Origin of the sequence: Sphaerisporangium fuscum (assembly GCF_018531465.1) — a bacterium.
Taxonomy (GTDB): Bacteria; Actinomycetota; Actinomycetes; order Streptosporangiales; family Streptosporangiaceae; genus Sphaerisporangium; species Sphaerisporangium fuscum.
The window spans coordinates 166,438-183,503 of sequence record NZ_JAHDTF010000021.1; the positions used below are offsets into that span (position 1 = coordinate 166,438).

The window sequence follows — 17,066 nt, forward strand, 5'->3', positions numbered from 1 at the left end:
CGGGCCCGGTCACGGAAACGACGGTACGGCCCGCGCCGGGCGCGAGCCGTACCCTCGACAGGCCAGAAATCAGCCGACGTGGACCGGAGCCCCCTCGGTCTTGCGGCCCGCCTTGACGAACAGCGCCAGCAGCGCCGCCGCCACCGCGACCGCGACGCTCACGCCGAAGCCGAAGTGCATGCCGTCCAGGAACGACTGGTGCGCGGCCTGCGTCAGCGCCTCGGCGACCGGCTTCGGCATCCCGGGCTGCACCGGGGCGACACCGAGCGCCACGACGTTCTTGATCTGGTCGACCTGCTCGGCGTTGATCGGGATCTTGACGGCGGCGAAGTGCCCCGGCAGGACGTCGGCCACCTTCGCGGTGATCAGCGCGCCGAGCACGGCGGTGCCGAGCGAGCCGCCCACCTGCATGGCCGACTGCTGCATGCCGCCCGCGACGCCGCTCAGCGACTCGGGCGAGTTGCCGACGATCACCTCGGTGGCGCCGACCATGACGGGCGAGAGGCCGAAGGCCAGCAGGGCGAACGGGATCGCGGTCTGCACGTAGCCGGCCTCCAGGCCGAGCCGGGACAGCAGGAACATCGAGACGGCGGTGATCAGCATGCCGGCGGCGATGGGCAGCTTCGGCCCGAACTTGCTCAGCATGGCGGCGGCGAGCGGCGATGCCACGATCATGCCCGCGCTCATGGGGAGCATGCGCAGGCCGGAGTCCAGCGGCGAGAGCCCGTGCACGCCCTGGAAGTAGAACGTGAGGAAGAACATCGCGCCGAACATCGCGAAGGCCATCAGGACCATGAGCACCGTGCCGATGGAGACCGACGCGTTGCGGAAGAGGCTGAGCGGCAGCAACGGCTCGGCCGCGCGGCTCTGCCAGAAGACGAACACCGCGCCCAGCACGACCGCGCCGGCGAGGAAGGCGATGGTCTTGGCGTCGCCCCAGCCGTAGGAGGGGGCCTTGATGATCGCCCACACCAGGCAGAACATCGCTCCGGACAGCAGGACCACACCCAGGATGTCGATCTTCGACAGCGCCTCGGCCTTGCTCTCCTTGATGACCCAGAGCCCGACGATGACCGCGACGATGCCCACGGGCACGTTGATGAAGAACACCGACTGCCAGCTGACGTTCTCGACCAGCAGGCCACCCACGATGGGGCCGGCCGCGCTGGACAAGCCCATCACCGCGCCCCAGATGCCGAACGCCATGTTGAGCCGCTCGCCCGGGAACGCGGCGCGCAGCAGCGCGAGGGCGGCCGGCTGGAGCAGCGCGCCGAACAGGCCCTGGAGCACCCGGAAGGCGATCAGCATCCCGATGGACGAGGTGAGGCCGATGGCGAGCGAGGTGAGGGCGAATCCGGCGATGCCGACGATGAAGACCTTTTTGTGCCCGAACAGGTCACCGAGCTTGCCGGCGGTGATCAGGAACACGGCAAGGGCGAGCAGGTAGCCGCTCGTGATCCACTGCAGGTCGGAGATCGAGGCGTTCAGCTCCTTGCCGATCACCGGGTTGGCGATCGAGACGACGGTGCCGTCGAGCATTACCATGATCACGCCCAGCGCCACCGCCAGCAGCGTGAGCCACGGATGACCGTGACCGCGTCGGGCCGGCGCGTCAGCGGGCGCGGCCAGCACTTGAGCCATGGAAAGGTCCCCCTGTTTTCGTTGTTTTCCTCAGTAGTCGTTGTTGGGTAGATTATGACAGTCCATGACAGATGACAAACGCTTTTATCCGACAGATGGTGACTTGTGGCACAATGTGACGTGAAGATGTCGAGGAGGTGTCCGGCATGGGTCTGCGCGAACGCAAGAAGCACCAGACACGGGAGGCTCTGATCGACGCCGCCCTCGATCTGTTCCTCGCCCAGGGATACGAGGCCACCACCGTCGATCAGATCGCGGCCGCCGTCGAGATCTCGCCGCGCACGTTCTTCCGCTACTTCGGCAGCAAGGAAGACCTGGTCCTCTACTACACGACCGAGTTCGAGCGGATCGCGACCTCGGCTCTCGCCGCCCGTCCGGCGGACGAGCCGTCCCTCGCCGCCCTGATCGCGACCTTCCGCGAGGTCGTCCAGCAGATCAGGGCCGAGGCCGCCGAGGACCACGGCCGCGCGCTGAAGCAGCGCCGGGTCATGGAGGCCGACCCCATCCTCATCTCGAAGAGCATCGCCCGCATGGGCGACATCGAGAAGAGGCTCACCGCGGAGATCGCGCGGCGGGAGGGCGTCGACCCCACCACCGACCTGCGCCCCCACCTGCTGGTGTCACTGGTGACATCGGCCATGAGGGTGGGCTTCGAATGCCTGTCCGACGCCGAGTCCTTCGACGCCGTGCCCGACAACGTCGAACACGCCCTCGACCTCACCGAACAGGTGCTGCGCTCGGGCTGGGATCAGTTGAGCTTGGGGTCGTCGGGACAGGTCGCCACGAAGGCCAGCTCGCCCGGCTGACGGCGCAGCACCGAGCGCCACAGGTTCGACGGGCGGGAGTCGAAGGTGTCGCCCGGCTCGGCCTCCACGACGTACCACGAGCCCTCGCGGATCTCGGCCTCCAGCTGACCGCCCGTCCAGCCCGCGTACCCGGCGAAAATGCGCATCTGGGTGATCTCGCCGGCCAGGATCTCCGGGGGCGCGTCGAGGTCGACCGTGCCGAGCTTGGACACCGCCGAGGTGCCGGCGTGGAGACGCCGCCACCCCAGGGGCTCCTGCCCGCTCGGGACCGCCGCGAGGGCGAGCGCGCTGTCGGTCTGGACGGGGCCGCCCTCGAAGAGCACGGAGGGGCCGCTCACAAGGGGGTCCCAGGAGGGGAGCACCTGGGTCACACTGATCTCGCTCGGCCGGTTGAGCATGACACCGAGAGTGCCGCCGTCATCGTCGTGCTCCAGGATCAGCACGACACCGCGCCGGAAGTTCGGGTCGTCAAGCAGTGGCGTCGCCACCAGCAGCGCGCCGACGTAGATCGCCTCCGCCATGCATCCATCATGACGCGTCACCCCCCGACCGCGCGCCCGACCCCCGTCAGACGGGTGCCCATCTGCGAATATGTTACGGAGAGCGCTCGAACGGGAACTGTCCGTGCATAGATCCGTGCCAAGGAGGACCGGTTCGCCGAGAGCATGCCGAGCAGAAGGCCGTGACGAAAGGGGAGACTTCCCATGACCCCCCTCATATTTGTGACGCTTGTGGCGGTGGGAGCGGCCATCGCCATCCCGGCGGCCCACGGCACGCGCGCCGCCGGCGACGAGGGCGGCCGCCCGCCGGTCACGTCCTCCCATCCCACAGGCGACGACGCGCATGTACGGATCTTCACCTCCCGTCCCGTCACCGACAGGGGGGAGGACACCGGGCGGACCCGTGTCCTGGCGTCCCGTCCCGTCACCGACAGGGGGGACGGCACCGGGCGCGTACGCGTCCTGACGTCCCGTCCCCTCGGCGACAGGGGTGACGACGGCGGGCGCGTGCGGATCTCGGTCTCCCGCGTCGAGTGCCCCGCAGGGCGGGCCGACGTCGTGCTCACCTCGCCCCGGGGCCACGACACCGTCGAATACTCCGTCTACCGTGACAACGGCCTCGTGCGCGACGGCGTGCTCTGGTCGGGAGTCCAGCGCAGCATCCCGGTCTACGTCGAGCACGACGGCACCGCGCGCATCGCCGTGCGGCTCGACGGGCAGGGCACCACGACATACCAGGTGCGGTCGCGGTGCGGCAGCCAGGAGGAGTCGTACGGCGAGTACCACCGGCGGGTGTACAGCGAGAGCAGCGACAGCGACAGCCACGACAGCGGCGGCGCGGTCACCCGCCGCCACAGGTACAACCCGCTGATCCGCACCGCGCCGAACCACCTGCCGTACACCGGGCCGCCCGCCGACTTCTACGGCAAGATCGCCACAGCCGCCGGCATGATCATATTCGGCGCGATGCTGCTCTGGGTCGGCATGCTCTGGCCACGCCGCGTGCCCGAGCAGGCGCTCACCCGCCCGCGCCCGCCGTACGGCCGCCGCCGCCCGTAGGCTCGGGCGCGGGCGGCCGGCCCGGCGGACGGCGTCCTACGCCTCGGTGAGGCCCCGCACCCGGCCGCCGGCCGACTCGCGCACGGCGGCCGCGACCGCTCCGGCGACGTCGGGGTGGAAGACGCTGGGGATGATGTAGTTCGGCCCGAGCTCCTCCTCGGACACTACGTTCGCCAGGGCGTTGGCCGCGGCGAGCAGCATCGACTCGGTGACCGTACGCGACTGCGCGTCGAGCAGACCGCGGAAGACGCCCGGGAAGGCCAGCACGTTGTTGATCTGGTTGGGGTAGTCGGAGCGGCCGGTGGCGACCACCGCGGCGTGCTCCCTGGCGTCGTCGGGCGAGACCTCGGGCTCGGGGTTGGCCAGCGCGAACACCACGGCCGACTCGGCCATCGTGGCGATGTCGTCGCCGGTCAGGATGCCCGGGGCCGAGACGCCGATGAAGACGTCGGCGCCCTTCACCGCGCCCCGCAGGTCGCCGCTGTAGCCCTCGGCGTTGGTGTGCTCGGCGATCCAGCGCAGCGAGTCGTCGAGGTCCTCTCGGCCCTTGTGCACCGCGCCGAGGTAGTCGCAGACGACGACGTTGCGCGCGCCGGCCGCGAGCAGCAGGCGCAGCACGGCGGTGCCCGCGGCGCCGGCGCCCGCCATCGCGATGCGCACGTCGGGCAGCGACTTGCCCACGACACGCAGGGCGTTGGTGAGCGCGGCCAGCACGCAGATGGCCGTGCCGTGCTGGTCGTCGTGGAAGACCGGGATGTCGAGAAGGTCACGCAGCCGCCGCTCGATCTCGAAGCAGCGCGGGGCCGAGATGTCCTCGAGGTTGATGCCGCCGAACCCGGGCGCGATGGCCCGGACGATCTCGACGATCTTGTCGACGTCCTGCGTGTCGAGGCAGATCGGCCAGGCGTCGATGCCCGCGAACCGCTTGAACAGGGCCGCCTTGCCCTCCATGACCGGCAGCGCCGCCGCGGGGCCGATGTTGCCGAGGCCCAGCACCGCCGAGCCGTCGGTGACCACCGCGACGGTGTTGCGCTTGATGGTCAGGCGGCGGGCGTCCTCGGGGTTGCGGGCGATGGCGAGCGACACCCGCGCCACGCCCGGGGTGTAGGCCATGCTCAGCTCGTCACGGTTGCGCAGGGGCACCTTCGACTGCATCTCGATCTTGCCGCCGAGGTGCATGAGGAAGGTGCGGTCGCTGACCTTGTGCAGGACCACACCGTCGACGGCGTCGAGGCTGTCGACGATGGCCTGCGCGTGGTCGGTGTCCTTGGCGGCGCAGGTGACGTCGATGCGCAGCTTCTCGTGGCCGGCGGTGGTGACGTCGAGGGCGGTGACCACTCCCCCGGCGTTCTCCACGGCGTGGGTGAGCTGGCTGACGGCCTTGCCGCCCGCCGGGACCTCGAGACGGACGGTTATCGAGTACGACACGCTCGGCACGGTGGCCACGTCAATGCGCTCCTTTGCGGGTGCTCGTCATCGCGCGCGCGCTCGGCTGCTCGGGGTCGTGCATCCGGCTCGCCTGCTCAGTTCGTGGAATCCATCGTGCCAGACACCGCCGAGCGCTTCCGCCTCCCAGAAGGAACGATCACACTACGACCCGCGACACCCGCCGCATTCTGTGGCGATTGTGGCGGCTGCGATGAATTTTTACGCCACACAGCGACCGCCCCAAGCGGAGCGGTCGCTGTGTTCGATGGCCTGACTGTGTTCGATGGCCTGACTGTGTTCGATGGCCTCGCTGTGTTCGATGGCCTCGCTGTGTTCGATGGCCTCGCTGTGTTCGATGGCCTCGCTGCGCTCGGCGGCGAGGGGCGCCCTTGAGGCGGTGGTCTTCGTCGTCGTACGGGCTCGTACCTCACCCTCCCTCCTCCTCAGACCACCGCCGCGCCCCTCGCGCGGCGCCGGGGGTCAGTAGAGGGCGCTGGCGAGTGCGCGGCGGGCCTTGGCGACGGCCTCGTCGCCGGCGGGCAGGGCGTCGAAGAGGCCGAGCAGGTGGCGGCGCACCCTGTCGCGCTCGTCGCCCCTGGTGCGGCGCACGGCCGCGACCAGCCGGTCGAACGCCTCCTCGACCCGGCCGCCGAGCATCTCGATGTCGGCCGCCTGCGTCTGCGCCTCGACGTCGCCGGGGTCGTCGGCGGCACGACGGAGCACCTCGCCCGGGTCGAGCCCCTGCGTGCGGCGCACGAGGCCCACCCCCGCCAGGCCGATCTTGGCGTCCGGGTCGGCGGGAGAACGGGCGAGGAGCCGCTCGTAGGCCGCCGCCGCCCCGTCGAGGTCGCCCTCCTCGACGGCCCGCTCGGCCGCCAGCAGGTCGGGGTCGGCCGGAGGCTCGGCAGGCTGCTGCCCCTGCGCGGCCTGGGGCCCCTCGGGCGCGGGCGGGAGGTACTGCGCGAGGGCCGCCATCAGCTGGTCGAGCCACTGGCGCACCTGCGCCTCCGGAAGCGCCCCCTGGAAGCCGGTCACCGCCTGCCCCTGGAAGACGGCCAGCACGGTCGGGATGCTCTGCACCTGCAGGGCACCACTGATCTGGGGGTTGGCGTCGACGTCGACCTTGGCCAGCACCCACCTGCCGCCCGCCTCGGCGGCGAGCTTCTCCAGGATCGGGCTGAGCTGCTTGCACGGCTCGCACCACGTCGCCCACAGGTCGAGGACGACCGGCGTGCGCATGGAGCGCTCGATCACGTCGGTGGCGAAGGTCTCGTCGGTCACGTCTATGACGGCCTGGGCGGCGGGAGTCGCGGGGCCGCCTCCCTCGGCGGCCTTCGCCGCCGCCGCCTCGCGACGCGCCTGGGCTTCCAGTGCCTGCTTGCGCGCACCGAGATCGATGGCCCCCTGCAACGATGCCGGTCGAGTGAAGTCCCTTGGGCTCATAATCCAATCCTGCCGCATCCGGCGCGTGCTCATTGTCGCGACCGTGCCTCGCCGGAGCGCGGCAGCGCTTTGTCACGCCTTTATCGCGAATTGCTACGGATCTGTCATGTAGCCGGGTCATCCCGAACGATGGGCCCGGACACGAAGCAAGCTCACATGGAGGTGAGTGTGAAACGCGTCATCGTCGTCTCCGCCTCGGCCGCCGTGATCGCCGCGTCGCTGGCGTTCCCGGCGCAGGCCGTCCGAACGTCGGCCGACCCCGCGCCGACCACCCAGTACGTCGTCCTCTACAAGGAAGGCGTCCCCGCCGCGGAGGCGCAGAAGGCCGTCGAGGCCGCCGGAGGCAGCGTCGTCAAGGTGAACGAGGCCGTCGGGCTCGCCACCGTCACCACCGCGAACGCCGGGTTCGTCTCGGCGCTGAAGGACAGCGGTGCGATCGAGGGAGTGGCCCGTGACCGCGTCATCGGCGCCGTCCCCAAGGCCGACAGGCTCGCCGCCCCCGGCGCCCGTGCCCAGAACTCCCAGAACGCGGCGAAGGCCGTCGAGAAGGAAGGCCGTGAGCGGGGTGCCGTCGAGCACGGCCGCAACGTCAAGGACGAGCCCCTGGCCGACCTCCAGTGGGACATGAAGCAGATCCACGCCGACGTGGCCCACAAGTACGAGCAGGGCGACCCGCGCGTGCTGGTCGGCGTCATGGACACGGGCATCGACGGCTCCCACCCCGACATCGCCCCCAACTTCAACCGGGCGCTCAGCCGCAACTTCACCGTCGACATCCCCTACGACGCCAACGGCGCGGTGGTCGACGGGCCGTGTGACGCCGAGCCCGACAAGTCGTGCAACGACCCCGCGGACGTGGACGAGGACGGCCACGGCACCCACGTCGCCTCCTCGATCGCCGCGCCGATCAACAAGCTCGGCATCGCGGGCGTGGCCCCGAAGGTGTCGCTGGTGAACCTCCGCGTCGGCCAGGACTCGGGCCTGTTCTTCCTGCAGCCCACCGTCGACGCGCTGACCTACGCGGGCGACATCGGGGTCGACGTGGTCAACATGAGCTACTACATCGACCCCTGGCTGTTCAACTGTGCCGACAACCCCGCCGACTCGCCGGAGAACCGGCTGGAGCAGAGCACGATCGTCAAGGCCACCCAGCGGGCCCTGAACTACGCCCACCGGCACGGCGTGACGCTGGTGTCGGCGGCGGGCAACCAGGCCTCCGACTACACCAAGACGTTCGTCGACACCACCAGCCCCGACTTCGCCAGTACGCCCGGTGAGGCCCCCTACAGCCGCACCATCCCGCCGAGCTGCACCTCGATGCCGAGCGAGGGCGAGCACGTCATCTCGGTGTCCTCGACGGGCATCAGCAAGCGCAAGGCGTACTACTCCGACTACGGCAACGGGTACGTCGACGTGGCCTCCCCCGGCGGCGACGTGTACGACACCCCGGACAACACCCGCGACATCAGCAAGGCCACGCTGTCGGCCTATCCGAAGTCGCTCGCCGTGGCCAACGGCGAGATCGACGCCGACGGGAACCCGACGGTGAACTACGTGGTCAAGGACTGCGACGGCGCGACCTGCGCGTACTACCAGTACCTCCAGGGCACCTCGATGGCCTCGCCCCGCGCGGCCGGCGTCGCCGCCCTGATCGTCAGCAGGTACGGCCACCGCGACCGCGACGGCGGCAAGACCCTCGCCCCCGACGTCGTCGAGGCGATCATGAAGGGCACCGCCACGAAGACCGCCTGCCCGAACCCGCCCGCCTACACCTACACCCGCCACCTGCCGACCGGCACCACCGTGACGGCGACCCACACCTGTGAGGGGACGCCGCTGTCGAACGGCTTCTACGGCAAGGGCATCGTCGACGCCCTCCGCGCGATCGGCCGCTGAGCCCCGCCTGCCGTCAGGGGACCCGTTCCGCCGGAACGGGTCCCCTTCCCGTGGGGCCGCCGGCCCTCGTTGGCTACTCGCCGGGCTTGAAGTCCCCCGCGGCCACCCTGATCGTGCGCAGCGTCTCGAACATCTCGGCGAGCTCGCCCTCGCCGTACATCGTCATGCAGAAGTCGGCCGCCATGAGGTCGGCGGTCGCCCGCTCCACCACCTCGCGCCCCTTGCCGGTGATCTCGGCGAGCACCCCGCGGCCGTCCTTGGGGTTGCGCATGCGCCGCACCAGGCCGGCGCGCTCGAGCCGGTCGACGGTGTTGGTCACGCTCGTGGGATGCACCATGAGCCGCTCGCCGATGCGCGACAGCGGCAGCGCGCCGCTCTTGCTGAAGGTCAGCAGCACGAGCGCCTCGTACCGCGCGAACGTCAAGTCGTGCGGCTTGAGCAGCGTGTCCAGTTGCCCGAGAAGGATCTGGTGCGCTCTCATGATCGATGTGACGGCTGCCATGGCTGATGACGGCCCGAAGCGGGCGCTCCACGTCTCGGCGGCGCGCTCGATGGGGTCGAACGGCAGGTTAAGCGGCTTCGGTGCACCGATTGACACAACGCTACGCTAGCGCCTGCCGCGACCACTGACGCAGGGTGACCATCTTTCATCGGTTGCCCAAGAAGCGGGACATCAAACATCACGCTCCGTTATGGTTGGCACGTCAAGAGGTGAGGCGCGGCAAAGCCCGATCCAAAGCACGGGGAAAGCCGAGACGTACGACGCGAGGCGCGGCTATGCGAGCCCGTGGACGTACGGCGTGGCGTGATCGGATCGGGCACGGGTGCCAAGGGGCCGGCACCGGTGCCGACAGCGCCGCTCATCCAGGCACGGGGGTTCCTAAATGAAGATCACGAGTGCGGCACGGGCCGCGTGGCCGGCCATCCGGTCCACGCGGGGCCGTGCTTGAGCACAGGGGCGTTTCACGCGAAGAGCTGAAGCACAGCGCGCTGGTGGCGGTAGGGATACTGCTCGCGCTGGGCCTGCTCGCCGCGTGGAGCGTCCTGGTTCCTGGCATTTCCGCATGGGAGAACATCGTCGTCGCGGTCATCGGCTCGCTCCGGCTGACCGGGCCGGTCGCCGCCGCGTTCGCGGCCTGGGTGGCCGTGCGCAAGCGGCGCGCCCTGCGCGGGCGGCTGCTCGGCGCGTGGCACGCGCTCCGGGTGCCCCTGGCGATCCTGGGTGTCGTCGTGGGGTCGTTCGGGGCGACCGTCACCGTGCTCGCGGTGAAGGCCGCCCTCACCGAGCAGGCGGGGCACCTCGCCCCGACCGGGCTCGCCGTGGGGGCCGCGGGGCTGACCCTGTACGGGGTCATCGGCTGGGTGATCGGCTGGCTGCTGCCGTGGACGGTCACGCCGCTGCTGGCGGGGGTCGGCTGCTACGCCCTGTTCACCACCCTGGCGGTGGGCCCGGCCTGGGTCGAAAGGCTCCTGCCGGCCGCGTCCGAACCGTACGACCCGTTCGAGGGCCTGAGCCCGGCGGCGTTCGCCAACCAGTCGCTGTGGCTGCTCGGCCTCACCGCGGCCCTGCTGCTCGCCTGGGCGGCGGTGGTCAGCAGGCGCCCGCTCGCGCTCGCCGTGGCGCTGCTGGCGGTCCTCGCCGCCGCCGTCGGCATGGCGAGGCTGCTCGGGGAGCCCCGCGCGGTCGCGGCCACCGACCCGATGATCTACAGCTGCCAGGAGTGGCCGATCACGGTGTGCGTCCATCCGGGGATGCGCAGCGGGCTGACCGAGCTCGGAGCGGTGTTCACCACGATCGCCGCCCGCCTGACCGGCACGCCCGCGGCGTTCTCCCGGGTCGAGCAGCGTCCCCGGGGCGACGACGCCCCGGCTCAGGGCGTGGTGGTCGTCCACGTCGACGACCTCAGCCCCGGGTTCGCCGCGCGGGCGGCGGCGGAGTTCGTCGAACGGCTGGCGCGGCCCTGCGGCGACGTCCAGGCCGACGGCTACCGGGCCATCGTGACGGCCTGGCTGCGCGGCGAGCCGCTTCCGAGCGGCCCCCTGCCCGGTCACCAGGCGGCGGCCGCGTGGTTCTCCGCGCTGGCCGAGAGCCAGCGCCGCGACTGGCTGCGCATGTTCTACACCGACTTCGCCACCTGCCGGCTCAAGGCGTCGCACTTCGGCGGGGGCCCGGCGAACGGCGGCCTTTCGCGTCCGCTGCCCCACGGTCACGGGCGTGCCGCGGCCTTCGCCCCCGGCGAGGCCGTCGGTTCTCCCTACCCGACCATGCCGAGCCCGCGCTCCGCCACCGGCGCGGGCTGAGACCCCCTGCGGGCACGGGCTTTCCGGCATCCTTCAACGTCTCCGGGTCACACTGCCGTACCCCGGGCATGATGTGAGAAGGACGCGATCTCGGGAAGGACAAAGGCCGTGAACCGCCAGACGTCGACCCCCCAGGCGGCGGCGCCCCAGGAGCCGGCCGAGCGCCGGTCCCGCCGCGGCTGGCGCTACCTCGCGGGCTTACTCGTCCTTCTCGTGCTCCTGGTCGTGGGCGCCAAGCTGGTCTGGTCGTACCTCGACCCCTTCGGCGAGTCGACCATCGACCGCAGCCAGCCGGTCCTGCTCCAGTCGATCCAGAACATGAGCCGTTTCGAGGCGGCCAGCGGCAACTTCCAGGTGATCGTCGACCTGGAGAAGGACGCCGCTTTCCTGCCCGACGCGATCAAGGGATCGCGCACCCTGTTCGTGGGCGCCGGCAGCGTCGACGCCTACGTCGACTTCTCCGGCCTGCCCAAGGACGCGATCACCGTCTCGCCGGACCGCACCGCGGTCACCGTGCGGCTCCCCCGCGCGCAGCTGGAGAAGCCGAACCTCGACAACAAGAAGTCCTACGTCTACGCCCAGCAGCGCGGCATCCTCGACCGCGTGCAGGACATGCTGTCGAGCTCGCCGCAGAACCAGCAGGAGCTCTACGTGCTGGCCGAGCAGAAGATCGCCGAGGCGGCCCGGTCGAGCGACCTGCGCAACCGCGCCGACCAGAACACCAAGCTCATGCTGGAGGGCATGCTGAAGTCACTGGGCTTCACCAAGGTCACGGTGAAGTACGCCGACGAGCCCTGACCCGGCGGCCCGCCCACGGGTCACCAAATGATGCGCTTTCGGGGCGAACCGGACCGGCGCCGGCTCTCGTACGATGATGCCGTGCCCGGCCTCCTCCGTTCCGTGTGGAACGAGCCCCGCCCCCCGCGCCCGCCGATGCGGACATGGCGTGACTGGGCGCTCGCCGGAGTGCTGGTGCCGCTCGCGCTGCTCGAAGGGGCCCTGCGGACCGATCTCCAGTGGCGGGCCCTCTCGGTGGCCGTCACGATCGCGCTGGTGCCCACGCTGCTGTGGCGCCGCACCCGGCCGCTGCAGATGCTCGCGATCACCTTCGCCGTCACGAGCCTGGCGCCCCTGCTGACCGGCGGCCACCGCGCGGAGACGAACACCATGGGGTTCGCGGTGCTGCTGGTGTACTCGCTGTACCGCTGGGGATCCGGCCGCGAGGCCGTCACCGGGCTGGCGCTCATGCTCCTCGCCATCGGCGTCTCGACGGCCTTCTACGACCTGAATCCTCCCAACGCGGGCGGCGCGTTCGCCGTCATGTTCTCGGCCGTCACCCTGGGCACGGCGTTCCGGTACCGGGCCAAGGCACGGATGCGCGAGCTCGACCAGGTCAAGCTGCTCGAACGCGAGCAGCTGGCCCGCGACCTGCACGACATCGTCGCCCACCACGTCTCGGCGATGGCGATCCGCGCACAGGCGGGCCTCGCCACCGCGGCGTCCCGGCCGGAGGCCGCCACCGAGGCGCTGCGGGTGATCGAGGCCGAGGCGTCACGGGCCCTGGCCGAGATGCGGGCGATGGTCCGCGTCCTGCGCCTGAGCGAGTCGGCCGAACCGGCGGCCGGCCAGCACATGATCACCGATCTCGAACAGCTCGCCGGGAGCGGCCGTTCGGGTCCGTCCGTGCAGGTGGAGCTCTCGGGCGACCTCGACGAGATCCCTCCGTCGGTCGGGGCCGCGATCTACCGCATCGCCCAGGAGTCCGTCACCAACGCCCGGCGGCACGCCCGGCACGCCACCCGCGTCGAGGTCCGCGTGACCGGCGACGACACCTCCGTACGCCTGCGGGTGAGCGACGACGGCGAGAGCGGCCTCATGCGCCCGTCGGCGTCGCCGGGATACGGGCTGATCGGCATGACCGAACGGGCGCTCCTGCTCGGCGGCACCTGCGAGGCCGGGCCGAACCCCGACGGAGGCTGGACCGTGACCGCCGTACTACCGCGAACCGGGGCCGCGACATGAGCATCAGGGTGATCGTCGCCGACGACCAGGAGATCGCCCGCACGGGGCTGGCGATGATCCTCGACGCCCAGCCCGACATCGAGGTCGTCGGCCAGGCCGCCGACGGGCGGCGGGCCGTCGAGCTCGCGCGGCGCCTGCGGCCCGACGTGTGCCTGTTCGACATCCGCATGCCCCTCCTCGACGGCATCGAGGCGACCCGTTCCCTTGCCGGACCGGACGTCGCCGACCCGCTCGCCGTGGTCGTCATCACCACGTTCGACCTCGACGAGTACGTCCACGCCGCGCTCAGGGCCGGCGCCCGGGGCTTCCTGCTCAAGGACGCCGGGACCGAGCTCCTCACCCAGGCCGTCCGCGCCGCCGCCAACGGCGACGCGCTCATCGCGCCCAGCGTCACCGCGCGGCTGCTCAGGACGTTCGCCGGCACCGCGCCGGCCGCCTCGCGCGCGCAGCCCATCGAACCGCTGACGGAGCGGGAGGAGGAGATCCTGCTCACCGTGGCGCGCGGGCGGACCAACGGCGAGATCGCCGACGAGCTGCACATCTCGCTCAGCACGGTCAAGAGCCACATCGCGAGCCTGATGACCAAGCTCGGCGTCCGCAACCGCGTGGAGATCGCCATGTGGGCGTACGAGACCGACCGCGTCAGGACCTGACCCGGCGGATCAGCCATTCGGCCACGGCGACGTTGATCACCCAGCCGGCGAGCATGAGCATCGCCCTGCTGAGCTCGTCGAGCGAGGCGGGCCGGCCGGTCGCGGCGAGGACCAGGTACCAGAACCCGTGGGTCAGCACCTGGGTGCCCGCGCCGAGGCCGATCGCGTAAGCGCGGATCATCCAGGCCCGGTGCCGGGCGACGTCCCGCCGCATGATCGCGGCGAACCCGAGGACGACGGACAGCGCCATGGCCGAGCCGAACACCAGCCGGAAGGCCTCCAAGAGATCGCCGTCCAGCGCGGGGCGGGGATAGAACAGGGTCATCCACAGCCCCGAGAGCGCCGCGACGAGCCCGCACAGGACCAGGAGCCGCCCGGCGGCGCGGTGCAGGCCGAGCTTCCGGCGGCGGAGCCGGGGCGCGAACTGGAAGGCCCCGAGGACGCTGTACAGGGTGACGGCGATGATGTGCAGCACCACCGAGACGGGTGAGGCGAAGAACCGCGCGTTGTCCGCCGTGACCTGCGCGCCCCCGGCGAGCTGGGTCAGCCGGGCGGAGCCGGCGATCACGGGGACGGCGCTGAGGGCGATCAGCCCGGCCACCACGAGCCGATCCCTGCCCGCGCCCGACCTTTTCCGGACGTCCGCCGACCGGCCGTGGGGACGGGCCTTTTCCATCGTCATGCTCTCGTCGGTCATGACCCGATCGTCGCGGCCGGGGCGCCTCCGGCTCATCGCCCCGGCGGCCCGACCTGACCTGGCCGATCAGCCGAGCAGGACGTCGTACTTCCGGCCGTGGTGCCTGCGACCGGGGCCTCGGCACACTGCTTCTGTCCGGCATGAGAGGAGACGGTGATGAAGGCGTTCGCCCAGCGCTCGTACGGCCCACCCGACGTGCTCGAGCTCACCGACGTCGGCACGCCCGTGCCCCGCGCCGACGAGGTGCTGGTACGGGTGCGCGCCACCTCCGTCCAGCCGTACGACTGGCATCTCATGCGCGGCGAGCCGTACATCGCGCGCCTGATGCCCGGCGGGCCGGGGCTGTTCAGGCCGGCCATCGCCATCCTGGGCGCCGACGTCGCGGGCGTGGTCGAGGCCGTCGGCGACGACGTGACGGAGTTCCGTCCGGGCGATGAGGTGTACGCGATGCCCAAGCAGGGCGGTTTCGCCGAGTACGTGTGCGTCCGGGAGGGCGAGCTGGCGCCCAAGCCGGGGAACCTGTCGTTCGAGCAGGCCGCGGCGGTGCCGCTGGCGGCCCTCACCGCCCTGCTGGCCGTGCGCGACCAGGGACGGATCCAGCCGGGGCAGTCCGTCCTGGTCAACGGGGCGTCAGGAGGCGTGGGGACGTTCGCCGTACAGCTCGCCAAGGCGTTCGGCGCGAAGGTCACCGGTGTCTGCGGCACCCGCAATCTCGGCCTGGTCCGGTCGCTCGGCGCGGACGAGGTCGTCGACTACACCGAAGAGGACTTCACGCGGGACGGGCGCCGGTACGACCTTCTGGTGGACATCGCCGGAGGCCACGGGGGGTCGGCCTGCCGCCGGGCGCTGACCCGCGAGGGGACCTACGTCAGCGTCGGCGGCCCGGCCGGCCGCTGGCTGCAACCCGTCGGACACGTCTTCGCGGCGCTCGCGGCGGGCCCGTTCGTGCCCCAGCGAGTGGCGATGGCCGACGTGGTCCGCTGCACGGAGAACAAGCGCAACCTGCTGACGCTGACCGAACTGATCGAAACCGGGAAGATCACTCCGGTCATCGACCGCTGCTACCCCTTCGAGGACGTCCCGGCGGCCGTCGCCTACCAGGAAGCGGGCCACGCCACGGGCAAGGTCGTCGTCACGATGTGACCTGCCTGCGCTGCCCGGCTGGTGCGCACCGGTCGAGGCACACTCATCGGATGCGGTGCTCGTCCACAGCGAGGCTGCGTCGAGGAACCCGTGACCACTGGTGCTTCACGTACCCACAGGCGGGGCCTGGCTCATCGGTTGCTTCACGCACCCTCGGGCGGAGGGCCGGCGAGGACGATGCCGTTGCCGTCCGGATCGTCCAGGGTGGCGAACCGTCCCCAGGGCGCGTCCTGCGGGCCGTCCACCGCGACGCCTCGCTCCTTGAGCCGGGCGACGTCACCGTCGATGTCGCCGGTCTGCAGGACCAGCCCCTTGGTGCTGCCCGGGGGCATGGTCGGGAACCAGGTGACCAGGGTGATCCCGGTGGGCGACCCGGCCGGCGCCACCTCCACCCAACGCTGGTCGGGCCCCATCGGATTGTCCCGCACCAGCTCCAGCCCCAGCGTGTTCACGTAGAAGTCCTTGGCCCTGTCCTGGTCGGCGACAGGAAGGGACAGCATCTGAATCTTGGTGATGTTCACCTGCCCGAGTATAGGTAGGAGATTTCCTACGCGTCCAACCGGTCCGCTACTTCGGGACGGCGCCTCGGGCACCCGTCTTCGGCGTCGAACGTCAGGGGCGGCGGCCCCAGGCCGCGACGGTGGCCATGCCGAGTTCACGGAAGTCAGGGTCGCGGAGCCGGGCCAGGGTCTCCTCGATCATCTCCTCGGTGATGCCGTCGAGGGCGGCCAGGGCAGGGGCGAGCTGCTCGACGGTCAGCTCCCAGAAGCGGCCCATCGGATGGGTGCCGCCGACGAGGGAGTGGTCGATCTGCAGGCCGACGTCCCGCAACCGAGTGCCGGCGAGATGGTCGTACAGCCCGCGCGTCCAGCGGCAGTCGGTGCCGATGCGATCGGCCAGGACCGTGAAGACGCCCATGCCGGTCGCACGGTAGGCGCGGTGCGGGGAGGACTCGATCGGGAAGCTCGCCGGCTCCTCCAGCAGCAGCCACCCGCCCGGCGCCAGCCAGTTCACCACACGTGACAGGTCGACGTCCCGGCTGCGCAGGTGGCAGAACAGGTAGCGGGCATGGATGAAGTCGAAGGTCCCCACCGGGAAGTCGTCGCGGGTGACGTCGTGGTGGAGCCAGGTGAGGTTCGGCTGGGCTTCGCGCCGCGCCCGCACCAGCTCGAGGTCGAGGTCCGTGGCGATCACACTGCCCTCGGGACAGAGCTCGGCGAGCATGCGGGCCACGGTGCCGGTGCCTGCGCCCAGCTCCAGGCACCGCCAGTCGGGCCGGACGGGAAGAGCCTCGATGCGCCGGAACGTCCCCGGGTCGAGCTCCGCCGCCAGCGCGAGGAGGCGTTCGTCCTCGGTCACCGTGGAGTGGTTGAAGATCTGGTCGCCGTACCGCTCAACCTTCAGCTGCCTCATCATCGAGCCTTCCGGTCGGGAAGCCTGTCCGGCCAACGATTTCAGCATTCGATCCGGCCCGGCT

Annotated in this window: 17 protein-coding genes; 9 read left to right on the forward strand and 8 right to left on the reverse strand. The window is 71.0% G+C overall.

The features are described 5' to 3' along the window. Window positions 1-69 precede the first annotated feature (69 nt). Window positions 70-1,641, reverse strand: a complete 1,572-nt coding sequence (locus KIK05_RS26340; RefSeq protein WP_214413509.1) for a DHA2 family efflux MFS transporter permease subunit — start codon at window positions 1,639-1,641, stop codon at window positions 70-72. Window positions 1,642-1,787: 146 nt separating this feature from the next. On the opposite strand from KIK05_RS26340, the gene KIK05_RS26345 reads away from it, so the two are divergent. Next, window positions 1,788-2,447, forward strand: coding sequence for a TetR/AcrR family transcriptional regulator (locus KIK05_RS26345; RefSeq protein ID WP_214413510.1), 660 nt, complete (start codon window positions 1,788-1,790; stop codon window positions 2,445-2,447). Here KIK05_RS26345 and KIK05_RS26350 read toward each other — a convergent pair. Next, a complete protein-coding gene (locus KIK05_RS26350; protein WP_214413511.1) occupies window positions 2,390-2,968 on the reverse strand; it encodes a YqgE/AlgH family protein in 579 nt (192 codons plus the stop codon). The two genes, KIK05_RS26345 and KIK05_RS26350, sit on opposite strands and share 58 nt — an antisense overlap. A gap of 183 nt (window positions 2,969-3,151) precedes the next feature. Between KIK05_RS26350 and KIK05_RS26355 the strand changes: the two genes are divergently transcribed. Beyond that, complete coding sequence (locus KIK05_RS26355) at window positions 3,152-4,006, forward strand: hypothetical protein (RefSeq protein ID WP_214413512.1); 855 nt, start codon at window positions 3,152-3,154, stop codon at window positions 4,004-4,006. A 36-nt stretch (window positions 4,007-4,042) separates the two neighbouring features. Here the strand turns inward: KIK05_RS26355 and KIK05_RS26360 are convergent, their stop codons facing one another. Then, on the reverse strand, window positions 4,043-5,452 hold the full coding sequence (locus KIK05_RS26360) for an NAD-dependent malic enzyme (RefSeq protein WP_214413513.1): 1,410 nt from the start codon (window positions 5,450-5,452) through the stop codon (window positions 4,043-4,045). 84 nt (window positions 5,453-5,536) lie between these two features. Between KIK05_RS26360 and KIK05_RS26365 the strand changes: the two genes are divergently transcribed. Continuing rightward, complete coding sequence (locus KIK05_RS26365) at window positions 5,537-5,827, forward strand: hypothetical protein (protein WP_214413514.1); 291 nt, start codon at window positions 5,537-5,539, stop codon at window positions 5,825-5,827. Between the two features lie 87 nt (window positions 5,828-5,914). On the opposite strand, the gene KIK05_RS26370 is transcribed toward KIK05_RS26365, so the two are convergent. After that, on the reverse strand, window positions 5,915-6,877 hold the full coding sequence (locus KIK05_RS26370) for a tetratricopeptide repeat protein (protein ID WP_214413515.1): 963 nt from the start codon (window positions 6,875-6,877) through the stop codon (window positions 5,915-5,917). A gap of 168 nt (window positions 6,878-7,045) precedes the next feature. Between KIK05_RS26370 and KIK05_RS26375 the strand changes: the two genes are divergently transcribed. Next, window positions 7,046-8,773, forward strand: a complete 1,728-nt coding sequence (locus KIK05_RS26375; protein ID WP_308250121.1) for a S8 family serine peptidase — start codon at window positions 7,046-7,048, stop codon at window positions 8,771-8,773. A 73-nt stretch (window positions 8,774-8,846) separates the two neighbouring features. On the opposite strand, the gene KIK05_RS26380 is transcribed toward KIK05_RS26375, so the two are convergent. Then, window positions 8,847-9,365, reverse strand: a complete 519-nt coding sequence (locus KIK05_RS26380) for a MarR family winged helix-turn-helix transcriptional regulator (protein ID WP_214413582.1) — start codon at window positions 9,363-9,365, stop codon at window positions 8,847-8,849. 350 nt (window positions 9,366-9,715) lie between these two features. Here KIK05_RS26380 and KIK05_RS26385 point away from each other — a divergent pair, with 350 nt between their 5' ends. The 4 genes from KIK05_RS26385 (at window position 9,716) to KIK05_RS26400 (ending at window position 13,749) form a co-directional block, all read left to right on the forward strand. Continuing rightward, a complete protein-coding gene (locus tag KIK05_RS26385; RefSeq protein ID WP_214413517.1) occupies window positions 9,716-11,074 on the forward strand; it encodes a hypothetical protein in 1,359 nt (452 codons plus the stop codon). Window positions 11,075-11,182: 108 nt separating this feature from the next. Beyond that, window positions 11,183-11,872, forward strand: a complete 690-nt coding sequence (locus KIK05_RS26390; protein WP_214413518.1) for a DUF4230 domain-containing protein — start codon at window positions 11,183-11,185, stop codon at window positions 11,870-11,872. Between the two features lie 81 nt (window positions 11,873-11,953). Then, window positions 11,954-13,096, forward strand: a complete 1,143-nt coding sequence (locus tag KIK05_RS26395; protein WP_308250122.1) for a sensor histidine kinase — start codon at window positions 11,954-11,956, stop codon at window positions 13,094-13,096. Further along, window positions 13,093-13,749, forward strand: coding sequence for a response regulator (locus tag KIK05_RS26400; protein ID WP_214413519.1), 657 nt, complete (start codon window positions 13,093-13,095; stop codon window positions 13,747-13,749). The genes KIK05_RS26395 and KIK05_RS26400 overlap by 4 nt, the downstream gene beginning before the upstream one ends. On the opposite strand, the gene KIK05_RS26405 is transcribed toward KIK05_RS26400, so the two are convergent. Then, complete coding sequence (locus KIK05_RS26405) at window positions 13,739-14,446, reverse strand: DUF2306 domain-containing protein (RefSeq protein WP_250563453.1); 708 nt, start codon at window positions 14,444-14,446, stop codon at window positions 13,739-13,741. The genes KIK05_RS26400 and KIK05_RS26405 overlap by 11 nt on opposite strands. Window positions 14,447-14,602: 156 nt before the next feature. Here KIK05_RS26405 and KIK05_RS26410 point away from each other — a divergent pair, with 156 nt between their 5' ends. Next, entirely contained in the window at window positions 14,603-15,589 is a 987-nt protein-coding gene (locus KIK05_RS26410) for an NAD(P)-dependent alcohol dehydrogenase (RefSeq protein ID WP_214413520.1), read from the forward strand. Window positions 15,590-15,732: 143 nt separating this feature from the next. On the opposite strand, the gene KIK05_RS26415 is transcribed toward KIK05_RS26410, so the two are convergent. Both KIK05_RS26415 and KIK05_RS26420 read right to left on the reverse strand, forming a co-directional pair. After that, window positions 15,733-16,110: a VOC family protein gene (locus tag KIK05_RS26415; protein ID WP_308250123.1), complete on the reverse strand. Its 378-nt coding sequence runs from the start codon at window positions 16,108-16,110 to the stop codon at window positions 15,733-15,735. 91 nt (window positions 16,111-16,201) lie between these two features. Next, window positions 16,202-17,002, reverse strand: a complete 801-nt coding sequence (locus KIK05_RS26420) for a class I SAM-dependent methyltransferase (protein ID WP_214413521.1) — start codon at window positions 17,000-17,002, stop codon at window positions 16,202-16,204. Window positions 17,003-17,066 lie beyond the last annotated feature (64 nt).

Bases quoted from the DNA above. Each gene is read 5' to 3' on its own strand.
- KIK05_RS26340 (WP_214413509.1), bottom strand. From the start codon at position 1,641: ATGGCTCAAGTGCTGGCCGCGCCCGCTGACGCGCCGGCCCGACGCGGT.
- KIK05_RS26345 (WP_214413510.1), top strand. From the start codon at position 1,788: ATGGGTCTGCGCGAACGCAAGAAGCACCAGACACGGGAGGCTCTGATC.
- KIK05_RS26350 (WP_214413511.1), bottom strand. From the start codon at position 2,968: ATGGCGGAGGCGATCTACGTCGGCGCGCTGCTGGTGGCGACGCCACTG.
- KIK05_RS26355 (WP_214413512.1), top strand. From the start codon at position 3,152: ATGACCCCCCTCATATTTGTGACGCTTGTGGCGGTGGGAGCGGCCATC.
- KIK05_RS26370 (WP_214413515.1), bottom strand. From the start codon at position 6,877: ATGAGCCCAAGGGACTTCACTCGACCGGCATCGTTGCAGGGGGCCATC.
- KIK05_RS26400 (WP_214413519.1), top strand. From the start codon at position 13,093: ATGAGCATCAGGGTGATCGTCGCCGACGACCAGGAGATCGCCCGCACG.
- KIK05_RS26405 (WP_250563453.1), bottom strand. From the start codon at position 14,446: ATGACCGACGAGAGCATGACGATGGAAAAGGCCCGTCCCCACGGCCGG.
- KIK05_RS26410 (WP_214413520.1), top strand. From the start codon at position 14,603: ATGAAGGCGTTCGCCCAGCGCTCGTACGGCCCACCCGACGTGCTCGAG.
- KIK05_RS26420 (WP_214413521.1), bottom strand. From the start codon at position 17,002: ATGAGGCAGCTGAAGGTTGAGCGGTACGGCGACCAGATCTTCAACCAC.